This is a genomic window from Agrobacterium sp. 22-223-1 (genome assembly GCF_053522385.1).
The window spans coordinates 2,029,528-2,047,433 of record NZ_JBNWCN010000001.1; the positions used below are offsets into that span (position 1 = coordinate 2,029,528).

Genomic DNA, 17,906 nt, shown 5'->3' on the forward strand with positions numbered 1-17,906 from the left:
AAAATGCTCGCCGCGTAAGGCCGCAAACCTTTTGCGAGATTTGGCGCTATCGCTAGGTCAAGCCATTGCTGTCCGGTGCCCTTGAAGTCGCCCGTGACGAACGCACTTTCGTTCGATGCCCTCGGAACTGCGCCAAAAATCTAAACACGTTTTAAAACAAGCCGGAGCATGACGCGATATACGGAGGGAAGCCCCACGCCGTCCGTCAACTACTTAAAGGGAAATCGGCCTCCCTGCCACGCAAGCTTACGGCGTGGCGGGAGCGTTTTCCGGCGCCAGTTGCCGGATCGCGTTTTCCGTCGGAGGCACCACCAGAACCGGCGCGGATTGCCGCTCGGGCGTCGGTTGTTGCCCCTGTTCCTGTTGTTGCTGTTGCTGTTGCTGCTGCAACCGCTCCTGCTGTTCCTTTTCCTGACGCAGACGTTCTTCGGCCGCAGCCTTCAAACGCGCCTCTTCTTCGGCCTTGGCCTTGGCTTCCGCCTCTGCCCGTTCCTTCTCGGCCTGCCGCTCGGCCGCCTGCGAGCGATAAAGCGCCACTTCGCGGCGCAGGCGCTGCTTTTCGAGAACGCTGGCCTGCATGGCCTCCACCCGGCGGCGCTCCTTTTCGAAAGCCCGGAGCGATAGATAATTGCTGAGCGCCGAAACGTCGGTCGTCAAAGCCGGCGCGGCAAGCGGGCCGTTATAATTCAGGCGCACCGAAGGCTCGGCCCCCGCAACCGTTTCGGTGCCGGGATTGAACAGGAGATCGAGGTCGCCGTTCACCGTCGAAGCCGCGAGATCGACCGTTGCATCGGCCGTCAGCGTTACCGGATCGATCCCCGCACGCAAATTCTTGAAATGAAGCGCGCCGCCATTCAGCGAGAATGGCAAGGCCACATCGCCGAGGCCGATTTCACCCTGCCACAGGCTCTGGTCCACCAGCGGCCGCACCTTGGGCGCGTCGATCGGCTGCGGCAAGCCATCGGCCGCCTGCAGGATCGGCGGCAGGGTGCCGGGATTAAGCCCCTTCAGCACCAGCCCACCGACCCGGATTTCACCCGAACCGCCTGCCGATTTCAGCATTTCACCGACGCTCTTGCCGGTCGATTCGGCCGTCAGGTCGATGGCGACCCGGCCTGCCGCGACCGGCCCGTTGGCATTCGCCCACAGGATCGGCTCCGGATTGGCGTCGGTCACCGCGATCTTGGTGCGGAAAATGCCCGCCCCCTCGCCCGTGGACATGGCAAGCCGTCCCGTGAGTTTGCCGCCCATGAAGGTGCCGGCAACATCGTCGAGCGAGAGGCTGCCCGCATCATGCGTGACTTTGGCCGAAACACCCGTGACCGTGCCGAAGGGGCCCGCCTCGAAGCTTTCCGCTTTCAAGGCAAGCGAAGCCTTAAGCTGCGGGAAGGCGGCCATGGCCAGCGGCTTGGCGTTGAGCGCCCCGGTTTCCGGATCGATCACCGGCCCATAGATCGCATCACCCAGCCAGGCGAGATCGGCCGTTCTGACCGCAAGATCGCCGGTGACGGGATAGGGCGCGGCGCGCTGGAAGGTCAGATTGCCCGAGAACGGATTTCCGCCCGCCTGCCCGCCTATCGAGGAAAGCGCGATCTTTTGCCCATCCACCGCCACTTTCGCATTGGCCTTCAACGCCATGCCGCCGCCAAGCTGCGGCAGGCCGACGGCGTTCATGATGAGATAGGGCTCGATGTCGGCGCTTTCGAGCGCCACGTCAGCGCTGCCCTCACCGAAATTGGCCGACGAAACGGCAAAGGAACCGTTCATCGAAAAATGCGTGCGCTCCGTCGAGAAGCGCAGTTCCGTCTGGGCGGGCGAGCCGAGCGTGCCGTTGAGCTTGATGGACAAAAGCCCCTCGCCATCCGCATCGAAGGGCAGCGGATCGAGCCCCGCCTGCCCGAACAGGATGGCCGTCGACTGGTTTTTCAGAACCGCTTCCAGCGACATGGCGGTATCATCGGTGATCGACAGGAAATCCGGCATCTTGGCCACGGCCGACAGCCGGCTGCCATTGACGGTGCCGGAAACGGCGACATTGGCACCGCCATTTTCGCTATTGACCGAAACATCCATTGCCAGATCGGAATTGGCGTACCACGGCGCGCTCGCCGCCAGACGGCTGAGGAATGGATGGTTCGGCAATTTCTGCTGCAGCATGGTGAAGAACGGCTGCATATCCGCCGCATGCAGGTTCACCGTGCCCTTGCCCGCATATTTCAGCAGCGAACCCTGCAGCTCACCCCTTGCCCTGACTTCCGCACCGGCTATGTCTCCGGCCGTCATGTTCTCCAGCGAGAGAACGCCCCCCGCCATGGTGAAGGCGGTCTCGACATGATTGGCGGTCACACCGGCCATGTTGAACCGGTCAGCCTTGAATTTTGCGGTAATGCGGTGGTCGAGGACGGAACTGCCGACCTGATCGCCAAGCGCCAGACTGCCGAGCGCCTTCAGCGCATCGAGATCGATTTCGTTACCGGCAAGATCGATGGAAAGATTGGAGGTCTTGCCGTCGGAGCGCCGCTCCAGCTCACCCTTCAACGACGCATCGCCGACTGCAAGCTCCAGATTGTCGAAACGCTGGTTGAGCGTCGTCAGCGAGACATCAGCGGAAAAACCGGCGGCATTGAGCTGGCGGATCGCCGGATCGACGGAACCGGAAAGCCAGTTCGCCAGACCCGAAGGCTGGTTGGAGGCGAGAAGCAGATTGCCGTTGAAGGCGGGGCCGCCGAGAAGCGTCAGCGATCCCTTGGCTTCGAGCTGCGTCCGGCCCGGCAGGGTCGCCACGGCATTCACCACCTGCCAGCCGCTGCCTTCCGGGCGCACATCCAGCCTGATGTCGCGAATGGTCGTGTCATCGGAAACGAGCGCCGGAAGGCTGATACTGGCCTTGCCCGGCACCGGCGGCACCGGAATGCGGGCCACCATGGCCGCAAAGGCCTCGATACGCTGGCGCACCGAGGCGGTGGGCTGGCGCGAGGTCTTGCCCGCCTGCACAACGGGCGGCGCAAAGCGGGCGACATCGATCTGCTGGCCATCGGCCGTCAGCAGGAATTCCGGCTTGGCGCCGGTATCGAGCGTCGCTTCCCCGGTCACGACATAGGGATTTTCGCTACCACCGAGCTCCATGCGGTAGCTCGGGATGCGCACGCTTTCATTGGTGAGTTCAAAGCTGCCGCGGGTGCGCGGCGAGGAAAACAGCGATTGTCCGGCCTGCTGCTTCTGCTTTTCGTCTTCGCGGAAACTGAAGGAGAAAGAACCGCTATAGGCCGGCTTTCCCGCCGTTGCGGCAATTGCGCCATCGAGATCGACCTCGACCGGATGTTCGTCCGGCACCAGCCGCACCCTCAGCCCCATGCGGCCTGCGGCATAATCGGGCTCGCTGCTGGAGAGCGAGAAGGAGCCCGGATGTCCGTCAACGGCGGCGCGTCCCTCCGCCTTCCACGGCCCGGCCAGCGAATTGGCGGACATGTCGGCATTGAGACCGGTCACGACACGGTTGCGGCCGGATTGCTCGTCGATGAATTCGATCTGCCCGCCTTCGATCTGCACGCTCTCCAGAACCACGGTGCGGGCTGGAATTTCCGCGCGGCTGCCGCGCATCCAGTCCAGCGTGCCATCCTTCAGCAGCCTTATCTTGGCTTTCGGTTCCTCGATGCGCATGTCGAAGATGCGCGCCTCGCCGGAGAGGAACGGCGCAAGCTCGGCATCCATGGAAAAACGGGCGACCTGAATGAGCGGCGATCCATCCGCATCCGTTCCGGCGCGCACATCATGCAATGTTACCGAAGGGAAAGGCAGGAGACGGGCTTCGACGCGGCCATGCACCACCACCTTCTTGCCGAGAATGCGGCTTGCCTGATCCTCGAAATCGCGGCGGAAATCCGTCCAGTCGACGAAATAGGGAATAAGCAGCGCCGAAAACAGCACCACGGCCAGCAGTCCGCCCAGAAAAACCAGAATACGTCCGAGCACTGACCTGCATCTCCCTTCGCGAACGCTGCAAACCTATTCTTTTCTGCCTTAACGGCAAGCAGCCTTTTGTACCAATCAAATATGAGAATGATCAGACAAGACGGAACAACTTGCCCGGATTGAAGATGTTATCGGGATCGAGCGACGTTTTGATGGCACGCATCAGATCCAGTGCATTTCCCGCCTCTTCGGCAAGAAAACTCATCTTGCCCTGGCCGATGCCGTGTTCACCGGTGCAGGTGCCGTCCATGGCGATGGCGCGGCGGTTGAGGCGGGCGACGAAGGCCTCGGTTTTCGCAACGCTTTCCGCGTCCTTGCCGTCGAAGAGGATGAGGACGTGGAAGTTTCCATCGCCCGCATGGCCGACGATGGGGGCGAGAAAGCCGTTTTCCTCGATGTCCTGCTGGGTTTCCACCACGCAATCCGCCAACCGCGAAATCGGCACGCAGACATCGGTGGAAAGCCCGTCGAGATGGGGCGCGAGCGCGCGGGACGCCCAGTAGGCATCGTGCCGCGCTTTCCAGAGCTTGTTGCGCTCGGCCGCGTCACTCGTCCAGCGGAAGTCGACGCCACCGCATTCGGCGGCGATCTCGGCGAACTGCTGCGATTGCAGCGCCGCCGTTTCCTCGGTGCCATGGAACTCCACGAAGAGTGTCGGTTTCTCCGTGTAGTTCAGGCCGGAATAGGCGTTGCAGGCTCGCACCTGCACCTCGTCCAACAATTCGATGCGGGCGACCGGAACCCCCATCTGGATCGTCATGATGACGGCATCGCAGGCCGCCTTGATGCTGTCGAAAGTGCAGACCCCGCCGGCGATCTTTTCCGGAATACCCTGAAGCCGCAGCGTAACGGAGGTAATGACACCCAGCGTCCCCTCTGCACCGACGAAAAGCCGCGTCAGATCGTAACCCGCAGACGACTTGCGGGCGCGCCGCGCGGTGCGGATTTCCTCGCCATTGGCGACGACGGCCGTGACGGCCAGTACATTGTCCTTCATCGTGCCGTAACGCACGGCATTGGTGCCGGAGGCCCGCGTCGAGGCCATGCCGCCGATGGAGGCATTGGCGCCGGGATCGATGGGGAAGAACAGGCCGGTATCGCGCAGATAGACATTGAGGTCCTCGCGCGTCACGCCCGGTTCCACCGTCACGTCAAGATCTTCGGCGTTCACCTCAATGATGCGATTCATCCGGCTGAAATCGATGCAGATTCCGCCGTTCGGCGCATTCACCTGCCCTTCCAGCGAAGACCCCGTTCCGAAAGGAATGACCGGCACCTTGTATTGCGCGCAGACCTTCACCACGGCCTTCACATCGTCCGCACTCTCGGCAAAAACGACGCCGTCAGGCGCCTGCAGGGTGAGATAAGTGGTGGTGTGGCCGTGCTGCTCGCGAAACGCCTGTCCGGTCTGGAGCCTGTCGCCGAACTGCTGCTTCAGCACCGCGAGCGCAGACGCGATGCCCTCTTCGTTCCGCTTTCCCGCCACCACATCTTTCAGCGCCATCGTCCGTCTCCACCGCAACATCTGCCCGTAACGGATTCGATCCGTTACGAAATTCCGTCAGGTGGTATGGGATAAGGTTAACGCTTTGTCCAGCATCGCGATTGCGCCAGACACTGTTTGGCGGCAACCGTTTTTCACTCCGCCGCCAGCAACGGCTTGTCCTCTTCCAGCGCCTTGCGGCGGGCGGCAAGTTCAAGCTCACGGTGAAGGCGGATTTCCTCATCCGCCTGCGGTTTGGCGAAGCGGGCGATCAGCAGGTAAGAGACCGGCGTGATGTAAAGCGTCACCAGCGTCGCAAAGCCGAGGCCGCCGACGATAACCCAGCCGAGCGCGATGCGCGCTTCCGCGCCGGCACCCTGCGCCAGCACCAGCGGCACGCCGCCGAGAATGGTGGCGATCATCGTCATCATGACAGGACGCAGGCGGATGCTGGTGGCCTTTTCAATGGCTTCCCGCACGGTTGCGCCCTGATCGCGCAGATGATTGGCGAATTCGACGATGAGAATACCGTTCTTGGCCATCACACCGACGAGCAAGACAAGCCCAATCTGGCTATAGACGTTGAGGCTCGATCCGGTAACGAGCAGCGCGATGACGGCGCAGGCAAGACCGAGCGGCACCGTCGTCATGATGATGACCGAACTCAAGACGCTTTCGAACTGCGCGGCCAGCACGAGGAAGATGATGGCGATGGCAAAACCGAAGGTCAGCAACATGCCGCTCGAATTTTCCTCCAGCGTCGCAGCCTCGCCCAGCGGCAGGAGACGGGCGCCGGGCGGCATGACGGATTGCGAGAGCTCATTCACCTTTTGCAGCGCCTCACCCAGCGAGACGCCATCCTTGAGGTTGGCGGTAAAGCCGACGGAGGGAAGCTGCTGCTCGCGGTTGAGCTGCGGCGCAACCGCATTTTCCTTCAGCGTGGCGATGACCGACATCGGCACGATCTTGCCGTCGCCGGTTTTCAGGAAGACGTTTTCCAGATCGGTCGGATCGTTGATCGGCCGGGTAGAAGACAAAAGCCGCACGGGAATCGCATCGCCATCCACGAAGACATCGACAATCGAACGCCCTTCCAGCAGCGACTGCATGGCGCGCGACAGGCCGGTGATGTCGATGCCGAGATCCGACGCACGCTCGCGGTCGATGGAGACGGAAATCTGCGCCTGATTGGGTTCGTTGTCGAAACGCGGCGTGTCGAACAGGCCACTTTCCTCCATGGAAAGCAGCAATTTCTGCGTTGCCTCGGTCAGCGCCGCATAGTTGCTGCCAACCATCGCCATCTGCAGGCCGTTGCCGGCACCGCGAATTCTGAGGCTGTTTGGCTGCATCGCATTGCCGCGCAGCGCCGGCACCCTGTTGGCGGCGGAGGTGACATCGGCGGCAATCTGGTTCTGCGTCCTCTCACGATCGGCCCAGGGCGCCAGCGTCAGCACCATGAAACCGGTATTGGACGAGCCGTTCATGCCGGTGATGGAGTAAATATTGCGGATTTCACCGCTGTCGCGCAGCGGCTGCAGGTTTTCTTCGATCCGCTGCAACTGGTCGCGGGTATAGTCGAGGCTGACGCCTTGCGGCGCGGTGACCCGCATCATGATCGAGGCGCGGTCCTCGCGCGGCGTCAACTCGTTCTGGATCATGCCGAACGCGATCCACGACAGGCCGGAAAAGATGAGCGCCACGACGATGACGATCAGCGGATTGTTGAGGCAGGCGGAAAGGGTCGTTTTGTAGGTGGAGGCAAAGACATTGCCGAACCAGGCGAGCGGCCCCGTCGGCTCCTTCAGCCCCTCCTTCAGCATACGCGAGGCGAGCATCGGGCAGAGCGTCAGCGCCACGATGGAGGACAAGCCCACCGCGAAGGCCAGCACGAAACCGAATTCACGGAACAGGCCGCCAAGCTGGCCCGGCAGGAAGGAGAGCGGAATGAACACGGCGGCAAGCGTCGCCGTCGTCGCGATGACCGCGAAAAACACTTCCTGCGTGCCGAGAACGGCGGCGGCGCGCGGCCCCATGCCTTCCGCCCGGCGGCGCACGATATTTTCCAGCACCACGATGGCGTCATCGACCACCAGACCGGTCGCCAGAACGATGGCAAGCAGGGTCAGAATATTGACCGAGAAACCGACCATATAGATGGCGACAATGGTGCCGATCAGCGCCACCGGCATGGTGATTGCCGGAATGAGGGTGGCGCGCCAATCGCGCAGGAAGAGATAGAGCACGACGACGACGATGATCGCCGAGAGACCGAGCGCCAGCTCGACCTCATGAAGCGCGCCTTCGATGAAGACGGCGTCGTCACTGGTCACGACGATGCGCGTACCTTCGGGCAGATTGGCCGACATGGTATCGACGGCGGCCTTCACGCCTGTCGAGATACTGAGCGTGTTCGACTGCGCCTGACGGATGACACCGAGACCGACGCCCTGCACGCCATTGGAGCGCAGCGAGGTGGATTCGTCATCCGCCCCCAGCATGACGGTCGCGACGTCCCTGAGGCGGATATTGTTCTTGATGAGAAGATTGGAAAAGTCTTCGGGCTTCGTCAGGCTGGCCGTGGCACGCACGACAATATCCTGCGTCGTGCTTTTCAGCGATCCCGCCGGCACATCGAGGGCGGCGCTGGCAAGCGCGTTTGAAACATCGGTCACCGTCAGACCACGGCTCGCCAATGCCGCCTGATTGAGATCGACCCGGAAAACCTTTTCCTGATCGCCGTAAAGCTCCACATCGGCCACGCCGTCGACGGCGGCCAGACGGTCGATGATCTCGTCATCCACCAGCTTGGTCAGGTCTTCCATGCTGAGCGTGGAGGAGGTGACGGCAAGGCGCATGATCGGCTGGCTGTCGGAATCCGCCTTGATGATCTGCGGCTCGTCGGCATCGTCAGGCAACTGGTTGGTGACGCGGCCGATGGCGTCGCGCACATCGTTGGCGGCAACCGCCAGATCGACATTGTCGCCGAATTCCAGCGTCACGCGGCTGGTGCCGAACTGCGAGTTGGACGAGATGGACTTGACACCGCTGACACGCGCCACCGCACCTTCGATGGTCTGCGTCACTTCCTGATCGATGGTTTCGGGCGCCGCCCCCTCATAGGTGGTCCGGACGCTGATCGTCGGCCGGTCGACGTCAGGCAATTCGCGCACTTCAACGCCCACCAGCGCCGCAAGGCCGGCAACGACCAGCAGCGTGTTGAGAACCGCCGCCAGAATCGGCCGGCGCACGAACAATGCCGTAAAGGCGAGTTTGGAATCCTTAACCGAGGGCGGCTGCGTCGTCATTGGCTGGCAACCTCCTCGGGCTTCGGCTGGCTGCCGACACGGACCGCGCCGCCTTCCCTGACACGCTGAAGGCCCTCGATCACGACAGGCTCGCCATCCGCCAGCTCCGCCTTGACAAGAACGGCATCGGGATTGCGCTGCACGATCTGCACCCGCACCTTGTTCGATTTGTTGTCGGCCACACGCCAGACGTAGGAGCCTTCCGCATCCCACTGCACGGCCAGTGGATCGACCGAGGCATAGGTTTCTCCGGCGAAGCGCATGTTGACGCCGAAGGACATGCCCGCCCTCAGCTCGTCCTTCTCGTTGCTGAACTTCGCCCGGATACGGATCGTGCGGCTCGCCTCATCGACGCGGTTGTCAACGGCCTCGATCTCGCCCTTGAAAGTCTCACCGGGCCGGGAAATGGACGTCGCCTCCACCGGCATGCCGACCTTGATCGCGGTTGCGAACCGCTCGGGAGCCCAGAAATTGACGAGAATTTCGGATCGGTCGTCGATGCTGACGATGGTTGACTGCGTGGTGACGTTATCACCGATATTGGCGGCGACAATACCCGCCACACCCTCTATCGGCGCAACGATGTCGCGGCGCTTGAGATTGAGTTCGGCAGTGCTCAGCGCAAGTTTGGCGGCTTCCTCGGCAATCTGCGCATCCAGCACATCAAGGCGGGAAACGGATTTGAGGTTCTTGTAGGAATTGGATTTTTCAACGGCGCTGCGCAGCGCCACCTGCGCCTTGTCACGCTCGATCACCTGCTCTTCATCGTCGAGCCGCGCAAGCACCTGGCCTTTCACGACACGAGCGCCGGAGGAGGTGCGAATTTCGGAAAGCGTGCCGGAAACCTGCGGCATGACGACAACCGACTGGATCGCCTCGCCATTGCCGATGGCGTTCAGCCGGTCATTGACCGTGCCCTTCTTCACCGGGGCCGTCACCACCAGTGTGGCGTTGCCGTTGCGGCGCGCACCGCCGGCATTCTGCCCTGTGGACGCACCGGCTGCCGGGCCGCCGGATGCGGCGACTTCGATCGCCCCGGCAGGCGTTTTGCCAAGCCCCACGCTGGCGAGCACATTGCGGGCTTCGGGCGAATAGAAGCCCCAGAGACAGAGCCCCGCTCCCACCACGGCAACACTGACACCCACCTGTTTCCAGACCCGCATATATTTCTCCGGTTGATCCGCGCAGCACGATATGTTCCCAAAAACGACACGTTCCGGGACAGATGCAGTATTCCTGCTTGGCCAAGGCAAGGCAACGCACAAATCCGTTCCTTACGTAATTGTAATTTGGGCGCAATTGCCGCCAGAAGCAGCCAATCCGCAATCCATCCGTGCATTCCTGTCGCAAATATCCGCCATTGGGCTAATCTATCCCCGAGACGCCATAACCGGAGGAAGCCATGAGCACCGTGACGAAGACCGAAAACCCGGAAACCGATCCTCGCGTCAAGGCGGTGTTCGATGACATCCGCGCCACCCGCAAATCGGATTTCATCAACAATATGTGGCTCTACCTCGCCTTCGATGCCGATCTGCTTGAAAAGACATGGAGTGAGGTGAAGGCGGTGATGGCGACACCTTCCGCGCTCGATCCCGTGGTGAAGGAAATGCTCTATATCGCCGTTTCCGTCACCAATGGCTGCTCCTATTGCGCCCATTCCCACACGGCAGCCGCCAAAGCCAAAGGCATGACGACAGAGCAGCATGCCGATTTGCTACGCGTCATCGCGCTTGCCGCCAAAACCAACCAGCTTGCGGTGGCGCTGCAAGTGCCCGTTGACGCCGCTTTCGACGCCGACAGGCAGACATGAAACGAAAAAATGCCTTGGAATGGGCGTTTTGACGGTTGATACCGGAATAAAAGCAGAACACGGTTCTGGCCTTTATATCCCGAATCACTACATTGAGCCGCATGAGCAACAGTTTTGACGATATGCCGTTCTTCGATGAGGAACCCGCCGCACCGCGCAGGGCAACGAACAATGCCGGTGCGGAAAGCGGCGGCGGGCTTGGCATTGCCGCCCGCGCCATGGCGGCGCGCGATCAGACGCGTGCTGCGCCCGATTATCTTTCCGGCCTCAACCCGGAACAGCGCGAGGCCGTGGAAACGCTGGACGGACCCGTTCTCGTCCTCGCAGGAGCAGGCACCGGCAAGACCCGCGTTCTGACGACCCGCATCGCCCATATTCTGGCGACCGGCCGCGCCTATCCGAGCCAGATTCTTGCCGTGACCTTTACCAACAAGGCTGCCCGCGAGATGAAGGAACGTATCGGCGTTCTGGTCGGAGGCGCTGTCGAGGGCATGCCCTGGCTCGGCACCTTCCACTCCATCGGCGTCAAGCTTTTGCGCCGCCATGCGGAACTCGTCGGCCTGAAATCGGACTTCACCATTCTCGATACCGATGATGTCGTGCGGCTGATCAAGCAGCTCATTCAGGCAGAAGGGCTGGACGACAAGCGCTGGCCGGCAAAACAGTTCGCCGGCATGATCGACGGCTGGAAGAACAAGGGCCTGACGCCGCCGGACATTCCGGAGGGTGACAGCCGCGCTTTCGCCAACGGCAAGGGCCGCGAACTTTACACCGCCTATCAGAACCGCCTGAAAACGCTGAACGCCTGCGATTTCGGCGACCTTCTGATGCATCCGATCAGCATCTTCCGCCGCCACACCGATATTTTGAAGGAGTATCACCAGAAGTTCCGTTACATTCTGGTAGACGAATATCAGGACACCAATACGGCGCAATATATGTGGCTGAGGCTTCTCGCCCAGCGCGCCAAGGGCGAACCGCAGAATGTCTGTTGCGTGGGTGACGACGACCAGTCGATCTATGGCTGGCGCGGCGCGGAAGTGGACAATATCCTCCGCTTCGACAAGGATTTTCCGGGCGCCAAGGTCATCAAGCTCGAACGCAACTATCGCTCCACCGAGCATATTCTCGGCGCGGCCGGCCATCTTATCGCCCATAATGAGGGCCGTCTCGGCAAGACGCTGTTTACCGAACGCAGCAGCCTGGATGATGAAAAGGTCGTGGTTCATGCCGCCTGGGATTCCGAGGAGGAAGCCCGCGCTGTCGGTGAGGAGATCGAGCAGCTTCAGCGCAAGAACCATAATCTGAACGACATGGCGATCCTCGTTCGCGCCTCCTTCCAGATGCGCGAGTTCGAAGACCGTTTCGTCACGCTTGGCCTCAATTACCGCGTCATCGGCGGTCCGCGCTTTTATGAGCGTCTCGAAATCCGCGACGCCATGGCCTATTTCCGCCTTGTCTGCCAGCCGGCCGACGATCTCGCCTTCGAGCGGATCGTCAACACGCCGAAGCGCGGTCTTGGCGATACGACGATCCGCAATCTGCACGACTATGCCCGCGCCCGCGATATTCCGATGCTGGCAGCGGCCGCCGACATCATCGAGACCGACGAGCTGAAACCGAAGGCGCGCAAGGCGCTGTTCGATGTGGTGCAGGATTTCCGCCGCTGGCAGGGCCTCTTGGAAAACACCGAGCACACCACCCTTGCCGAGCAGATCCTCGACGAAAGCGGCTATACCGCCATGTGGCAGGCCGACAAGACGGCCGAAGCGCCCGGACGACTTGAGAACCTGAAGGAACTCATCCGCTCGATGGAGGCCTTCGAGAGCATGCGCGGCTTCCTTGAGCACGTTGCCCTCGTCATGGATGCCGAGCAGAACGAAAATCTCGATGCCGTCTCCATCATGACGCTGCACTCCGCCAAGGGGCTGGAGTTCGACACCGTCTTCCTGCCCGGCTGGGAAGAAGGCCTGTTCCCGCACCAGCGGGCGCTGGACGAAGGCGGGCGCTCCGGTCTGGAGGAAGAACGCCGCCTCGCTTACGTAGGTATCACCCGCGCCAAGAAGCTCTGCCATATCTGGTTCGTGTCGAACCGGCGCATTCACGGGCTGTGGCAATCCACCCTGCCCTCGCGTTTCCTCGATGAATTGCCGCCCGCCCATGTGGATGTCGCGGCATCCGACAGCAGTTACGGCGGTTATGGCGGACGCGGCGGCTACGGCCAGTCGCGCTTCGACAAGGCCGATCCTTTCACCAACAATTATTCCACCCCCGGCTGGAAGCGCGCGCAGCAGAACCGCAGCGACGCCACCCGCGACAATTGGGGCACGCGCTCCGGCCATGCGGTGGAACGGATCGGTTATGGCGAAAGCGGCCCGCGCACCCGCACGATCGACGGCGAACTGGTGGCGAAATCCGTCGCTGACACGCCATCGAAATTCTTTGTCGGTGACCGCGTGTTCCACCTCAAATTCGGCAATGGCAACATTTCCGCCATCGAAGGCAACAAGCTGACGATCGACTTCGATCGCGCCGGCCAGAAGCGCGTGCTGGACGGATTTGTGGAAAAGGTCTGATTCGACAACCATGAGTGCCTGAAGGCTGCTTTTTCCATAGCCCGTGTCATGCCGTTGCAATAAAGGAGTTGCAATGGGGAAGTGGAACTGGCGAGGACAGCTTTGCATATATTACCGAAAAGCCAGCGCAGGCTCGCCGTTTTCCTGATCAATATGGACAGCGCCACCAAACGCCTCGCGGATATGACCGCGCGCCTCGACGCCATGGGGCTCAAGGCGGAGCGTGTCCCCGGCGTCAATGGCAGGGAACTGAATTACCCCATCCCGGAATTCAGCGAGATTTCCTACATGCTCATGCATGGCCGCCGCACCTCGCCGCCGGAAATCGGCTGCTATCTCAGCCATGTCGCCTGCGCCAATAAATTCATGGCGGGCGATGCCGATATCGCGCTCATCCTTGAGGATGACGTGGTCTTCGACGATGATTTTCTCAACGCCATCGACGAGGCGGTGCTGAATGGCGGCGACTGGGATTTGCTGCGGCTCACGACGGTCAGCAATGGCCGGAAATTCCCGTTCCGCCCGCTTTCCAACGGTCGCTCGCTCGCCATTGCCATCACGCGGGAAAAAGGGTCGGGCGCCTATCTCGTCAACCGTCGCGCCGGAAAATGGATATCGAAGCTGATCCCCATGCGGCTCGCTTATGACATCGCATTCGATCTCGAATATCTCGCGGGGCTGAAGGCGGCCTTCCTCTATCCGCTCTGCGCCACGCAGGATGCGGATGGGGAAAGCCAGATCCAGAACAATCTGCGCATCTACCGCCTGCCGCGCTGGCGCTATTTCACCGTTCTGCCCTATCGCGCCTATCTGGAAACCAGCCGGTTCCTGCTGCGCGGCATTCGCTTCGCCGTCGCCAAGGCAAGCGTTGCGATGGAGCGCGGCAAGGGCAAGACCGCCCCGGCCGGTCATTGATCGATCGGTCTTACACTTCGCCGGGCGTGAAGCGGACGAGATAGACCGCCGCGACCACGGCTGCGAGAATGAAAATAGAAATGACGAAAATCGTCATCCGGTTCAATGGTTTGCGCGTCGTTTTCTTCATGGTGGAATAATGCGTGGCCGCATCGCTTGTTCCGCAACGCACAGGATAATGTCGTCTAAAACCGTGAGCCGCCGCAATTCGATTCCGCTTCAGGCACATATGGGCTAAAGCTCGTCTCCATCTTCAGCTTTGCCGGCCCGCCATGACAGACACGACGCATCCACGCCTCAACCCGCTGCATCTTGCCGCCGCCTTCGCCAGCGGCTGCCTTTTGACATTGATGGTGCATTTCAACGGTCAGCTTGCCCATTACGGCAATGCGCTGTTTTCCTCCTGGACGGCGCATGGCACCGGCACGGTGGCGGCGCTGATCTATCTCGCCATCATGCGTCCGAAGAAAGACGTGGGCGCGGCAGAAAAACCGAAAGCGCCGCTCTGGGCCTATTGCGGCGGGGTCGTGGGTGCGGCCATCGTCATCCTCACCTCCACCGCCGTCAATTCGCCGCTGGCGCTTTCCGGCACCATTGCGCTCGGGCTTGGCGGACAGGTGATCTTCAGCCTCCTGGCGGATCTTTTCGGCCTCTTCGGCCTGCCCAAAAGAAAGCCGGACCTGCGGGACATGGCGGCGGTGGCGCTGATCCTATGCGGCAGCGCCCTCATCATCCTTGTCGGGAGAACGGCATGATCGTCTGGATCGCCATGGCCTTTATCGGCGGCGTCTTCGTGGCGCTGAGCCGCCAGATCAACGGCCGCCTCAGCCTGTCCAACTCGCCGCTCATCGCATCGTTCTGGAACCACATTGTCGGTTTTGCCGTGCTGACGGTCATCGGCCTCATCGTCGGCGGCCTCATTCCGCCGGGCGCGGCCGATGCGCCCTGGCTTGCCTTTATCGGCGGGCCGATCGGCGTCGTCTTCATCGCTTCGGGAAGCTGGCTCATTCCGCGCATCGGTGCGGTCAATACCGCCCTTCTGGTCATCAGCGGCCAGATGGTCTCAGGCGTGGTTCTCGATCTTTTCGGCGATCATCCGCCGAAACTCTGGGCTAGCGCACTCGGCATCCTGCTCATCTTCGCCGGCATGGTGCTGACACAGCGGCGCGGTCGCTAGAGCATTTCCAGTAAAAGTGCGCAGCGGTTTTACGTCAGGAAAATACGGAAAGCTCAGGAATCGCTGCCGCGCGAAAACATGCCGAGCAGGGTCTTGCCGCCGCTTTTACCGCCGCTGCTCGCAAGTGTCGGCCGGTTGCCGTTCAACTTCGGCACCACCACCATGCGCTTGACTTCGCCGCGCTTGAAGGCCGCAAGAAAGCGCGGGTAATCCCGGAACACCACGCAGCCATTCGATTCGCCGCGTTTCGCCAGCATGTAGGTATGCGCCAGAAGACCGTCTCGACCATGCGGGTTGACGCCGTTTTCCGGTGTCAGGCGAATGGCCTCGACGCCATGGAACCGCGCCTCGCGCATCGTCAGACGATAGCTGGAAGGCGGCGTCGAACCGCGCATTCTCACATGCACGTAATCGGGGTTGTCGCGCATCTTGCCGATGCCGGAATGCGCTTCGAGCTTCTCGCCATTCGGCATGTGCACCACGCCGGAGGAAATATCGTAGATCGCCGTACCGTTGCCGCGATCCGGCCACGGAACCGCATCCATCTTGCTCGGCTCACGCATCGGATTGTCAGGCTTTGCAAAGGCGAGCATGGCGCCGGTGCTCTGCTTCGCCGGCGCAGGCGCGCGAAGGGGAACCGGCGCATCGAAAGCCGGTGCCGAAGCGACGGCCGGAACATGTTCCTCGGTCTTGGACGATGTCGCGGGACGCGGTGACGGCTCGACCGTCTGAGCCGTCGCCACCTCGGGACGGAAGCTCGGCAGCGGCACATCATCGGGCAGCAGGCTGCTTGCCTCTTCCTCGATCTGCGGCCGTGCCAGCGCCACTTCAAATGCCGGATGCTGCGGAACGGCGCTCTGATAGGCAACCTCGGAGGTACGCCCAAGCGCAGAATCGACGATCGCCGACGGCTTGAGCGCGGCAAGTTGCTTCACCGTCGCCTGCCCCTTGGCATTGACAGCTGCGCCAAAGCGTTCGCCGAATTCCTTCGCGCCGATCTCGGGCATGATGCCGGCGAGGCGAACCGCCTTCTGCTGGCCGTGGCTGTGGTCGCTCAGGCGGGAAAACTTGCGCACGTGAATATCCCGCGCGGCCGCATGGGCAATTGCCGTCTCCGTGGAAGCGAATCGCGTCACCAGCGTCTTTTCAAACTGCCCGACACCATGCGAAGCGGCGGCCATGCTGTGCAGCGAGGCAAAGGCGGCGAAGGCGAAAAGGCCGGCAAAGGCGCCGCCGCCAAGGAGGGCGGACATTCGGCCGAACGCAAAGGATTTGCCTCTCTTGACGGAAGACGAACCGGCAAGACCGGCGCCATTATAGGCCGCAGCAGAAAACGCCATGATACTCGTTACTCGAACCGTTCACGCACACCCGGCCGACGCCGGAGGGATTTTGGGACATCCGAAGGGCGGGCAAACACCGCGCCGGTTTCGGAACTGACTGGTTCGAAGCATGACGAATTATGGTAACCAAAGTGTTTACGAGTCCCTGCAAAAATAATTCGTTAAGGTCTGCGCATTGTAAGGCGAAGGCAAAACAATGACTTGCGCCGAGACTGCGTGCATCCGCACTGCGTCGTCCGGGGAAATGCCCCTTAGAGGGTCGTCATCGGCCTAAAAAATTTCCGTCGCCGCATTGTCAGGTAAATTCCGACTTGGCCGGAAATTTGCTGCAATTGCGGCAGGACTGCGACAGGGCAAGCCCCTGCCCGAAACACCCGTGCCTGCCGGAGAGGTCGAAAGGGGCTTGATCCGTTAAAGCCGGCTTGGCATCCTGCCCTAAAAAGGGAGGCACATCATGAAGGCGCTGCTGCTCATCGATATCCAGAACGGTTTTTGCCCTGGCGGCAATCTGGCCGTTGCCGATGGCGACAGGGTCGTGCCCATCGCCAATGCCCTGATCGACAATGGCGGCTACGATCTCATCGTCGCCTCGCAGGACTGGCACCCTGAAAATCACGGCAGCTTCGCCTCCCAGCATCCCGGCAAGAAGCCCTTCGACATGGGCGAACTCTCCGGCAAACCGCAGATGATGTGGCCTGACCATTGCGTGCAGGGCACGCCGGATGCGGAATTCCATCCCGACCTCAAGACGGACGCCTTCGATTATATTCAGCAAAAGGGCGAAAACCCCGCCGTCGACAGCTATTCAGCCTTTCGCGACAATGACCAGGGCGCGACGACGGGACTGGCCGACTATCTCAGCCGTCAGGGTGTCACGCAACTCGACGTCTGCGGCCTTGCCACCGATTATTGCGTCAGTTTTTCGGTGCTCGATGCCCTCGACATGTTGCCCGGTGTGAATGTCCGTTTCATCGAAGATGCCAGTCGCGGCATCGATCCGCAGGGCATCAAGGCCGCGATTTCGACGATGCGGGAAAAAGGCGCGGCGATTCTCAAAAGCCGCGACATTTTGCGGGACTAGTTTAGCGCGGCTTCGGCTTCTCCAGCACGTCGATATCGCCTGCTGCATCCTCAAGGCGTCTCAGGATCGCGGCATGCGCATCCCTGAGCCCCTCATTATAAAAAACATGCCCCAGCTCCTCGGCCAGAAAATCCACGAAGATTTCCGCCTGCAGATGCCCGATCTCGGCTTCGGTCTCCCGGGCAAGATAATCCCGGATACGTGCGGCCAAGGCGGCCTTTTCCTGCTTTTCCAGCATCGA

The 17,906-nt window shown here is 61.5% G+C and carries 12 protein-coding genes; 6 read left to right on the top strand and 6 right to left on the bottom strand.

The features are described 5' to 3' along the window. Positions 1-246: 246 nt before the first annotated feature. From ACQZ60_RS10145 to ACQZ60_RS10160, 4 genes are all read right to left on the bottom strand, one after another. Entirely contained in the window at positions 247-3,972 is a 3,726-nt protein-coding gene (locus tag ACQZ60_RS10145; protein ID WP_448735167.1) for an AsmA family protein, read from the bottom strand. 91 nt (positions 3,973-4,063) lie between these two features. Then, a complete protein-coding gene (locus tag ACQZ60_RS10150; RefSeq protein ID WP_448735168.1) occupies positions 4,064-5,476 on the bottom strand; it encodes an FAD-binding oxidoreductase in 1,413 nt (470 codons plus the stop codon). Between the two features lie 134 nt (positions 5,477-5,610). After that, complete coding sequence (locus tag ACQZ60_RS10155) at positions 5,611-8,760, bottom strand: efflux RND transporter permease subunit (protein WP_448735169.1); 3,150 nt, start codon at positions 8,758-8,760, stop codon at positions 5,611-5,613. Beyond that, positions 8,757-9,923 carry an efflux RND transporter periplasmic adaptor subunit gene (locus ACQZ60_RS10160; RefSeq protein WP_448735170.1) on the bottom strand — a complete coding sequence of 389 codons (1,167 nt, stop codon included), beginning with the start codon at positions 9,921-9,923 and terminating at the stop codon, positions 8,757-8,759. The genes ACQZ60_RS10155 and ACQZ60_RS10160 overlap by 4 nt, the downstream gene beginning before the upstream one ends. Before the next feature lie 239 nt (positions 9,924-10,162). Here ACQZ60_RS10160 and ACQZ60_RS10165 point away from each other — a divergent pair, with 239 nt between their 5' ends. From ACQZ60_RS10165 to ACQZ60_RS10185, 5 genes are all read left to right on the top strand, one after another. Next, positions 10,163-10,573: a carboxymuconolactone decarboxylase family protein gene (locus tag ACQZ60_RS10165; RefSeq protein WP_020812057.1), complete on the top strand. Its 411-nt coding sequence runs from the start codon at positions 10,163-10,165 to the stop codon at positions 10,571-10,573. Positions 10,574-10,674: 101 nt separating this feature from the next. Then, positions 10,675-13,149, top strand: a complete 2,475-nt coding sequence (locus ACQZ60_RS10170; protein ID WP_448735171.1) for an ATP-dependent helicase — start codon at positions 10,675-10,677, stop codon at positions 13,147-13,149. Positions 13,150-13,251: 102 nt separating this feature from the next. Then, entirely contained in the window at positions 13,252-14,064 is an 813-nt protein-coding gene (locus ACQZ60_RS10175) for a glycosyltransferase family 25 protein (RefSeq protein WP_448735172.1), read from the top strand. A 272-nt stretch (positions 14,065-14,336) separates the two neighbouring features. Beyond that, on the top strand, positions 14,337-14,819 hold the full coding sequence (locus ACQZ60_RS10180; RefSeq protein WP_269829055.1) for a DMT family transporter: 483 nt from the start codon (positions 14,337-14,339) through the stop codon (positions 14,817-14,819). Beyond that, a complete protein-coding gene (locus ACQZ60_RS10185; RefSeq protein WP_003522352.1) occupies positions 14,816-15,241 on the top strand; it encodes a DMT family transporter in 426 nt (141 codons plus the stop codon). The genes ACQZ60_RS10180 and ACQZ60_RS10185 overlap by 4 nt, the downstream gene beginning before the upstream one ends. 53 nt (positions 15,242-15,294) lie before the next feature. Here ACQZ60_RS10185 and ACQZ60_RS10190 read toward each other — a convergent pair whose 3' ends face one another. Continuing rightward, positions 15,295-16,581: a DUF2778 domain-containing protein gene (locus ACQZ60_RS10190; protein ID WP_020812063.1), complete on the bottom strand. Its 1,287-nt coding sequence runs from the start codon at positions 16,579-16,581 to the stop codon at positions 15,295-15,297. A gap of 457 nt (positions 16,582-17,038) precedes the next feature. Here ACQZ60_RS10190 and pncA point away from each other — a divergent pair, with 457 nt between their 5' ends. After that, positions 17,039-17,665 carry a bifunctional nicotinamidase/pyrazinamidase gene (gene pncA / locus ACQZ60_RS10195; protein WP_003522349.1) on the top strand — a complete coding sequence of 209 codons (627 nt, stop codon included), beginning with the start codon at positions 17,039-17,041 and terminating at the stop codon, positions 17,663-17,665. Position 17,666: 1 nt separating this feature from the next. On the opposite strand, the gene ACQZ60_RS10200 is transcribed toward pncA, so the two are convergent. Continuing rightward, on the bottom strand, positions 17,667-17,903 hold the full coding sequence (locus ACQZ60_RS10200) for a DUF2164 domain-containing protein (RefSeq protein ID WP_003522348.1): 237 nt from the start codon (positions 17,901-17,903) through the stop codon (positions 17,667-17,669). Between the last annotated feature and the right edge of the window lie 3 nt (positions 17,904-17,906).

Coding starts and splice junctions, on each gene's coding strand:
- ACQZ60_RS10150 (WP_448735168.1), bottom strand. CDS start 5,476: ATGGCGCTGAAAGATGTGGTGGCGGGAAAGCGGAACGAAGAGGGCATC.
- ACQZ60_RS10155 (WP_448735169.1), bottom strand. CDS start 8,760: ATGACGACGCAGCCGCCCTCGGTTAAGGATTCCAAACTCGCCTTTACG.
- ACQZ60_RS10160 (WP_448735170.1), bottom strand. CDS start 9,923: ATGCGGGTCTGGAAACAGGTGGGTGTCAGTGTTGCCGTGGTGGGAGCG.
- ACQZ60_RS10165 (WP_020812057.1), top strand. CDS start 10,163: ATGAGCACCGTGACGAAGACCGAAAACCCGGAAACCGATCCTCGCGTC.
- ACQZ60_RS10170 (WP_448735171.1), top strand. CDS start 10,675: ATGAGCAACAGTTTTGACGATATGCCGTTCTTCGATGAGGAACCCGCC.
- ACQZ60_RS10180 (WP_269829055.1), top strand. CDS start 14,337: ATGACAGACACGACGCATCCACGCCTCAACCCGCTGCATCTTGCCGCC.
- ACQZ60_RS10185 (WP_003522352.1), top strand. CDS start 14,816: ATGATCGTCTGGATCGCCATGGCCTTTATCGGCGGCGTCTTCGTGGCG.
- ACQZ60_RS10190 (WP_020812063.1), bottom strand. CDS start 16,581: ATGGCGTTTTCTGCTGCGGCCTATAATGGCGCCGGTCTTGCCGGTTCG.
- pncA (WP_003522349.1), top strand. CDS start 17,039: ATGAAGGCGCTGCTGCTCATCGATATCCAGAACGGTTTTTGCCCTGGC.
- ACQZ60_RS10200 (WP_003522348.1), bottom strand. CDS start 17,903: ATGCTGGAAAAGCAGGAAAAGGCCGCCTTGGCCGCACGTATCCGGGAT.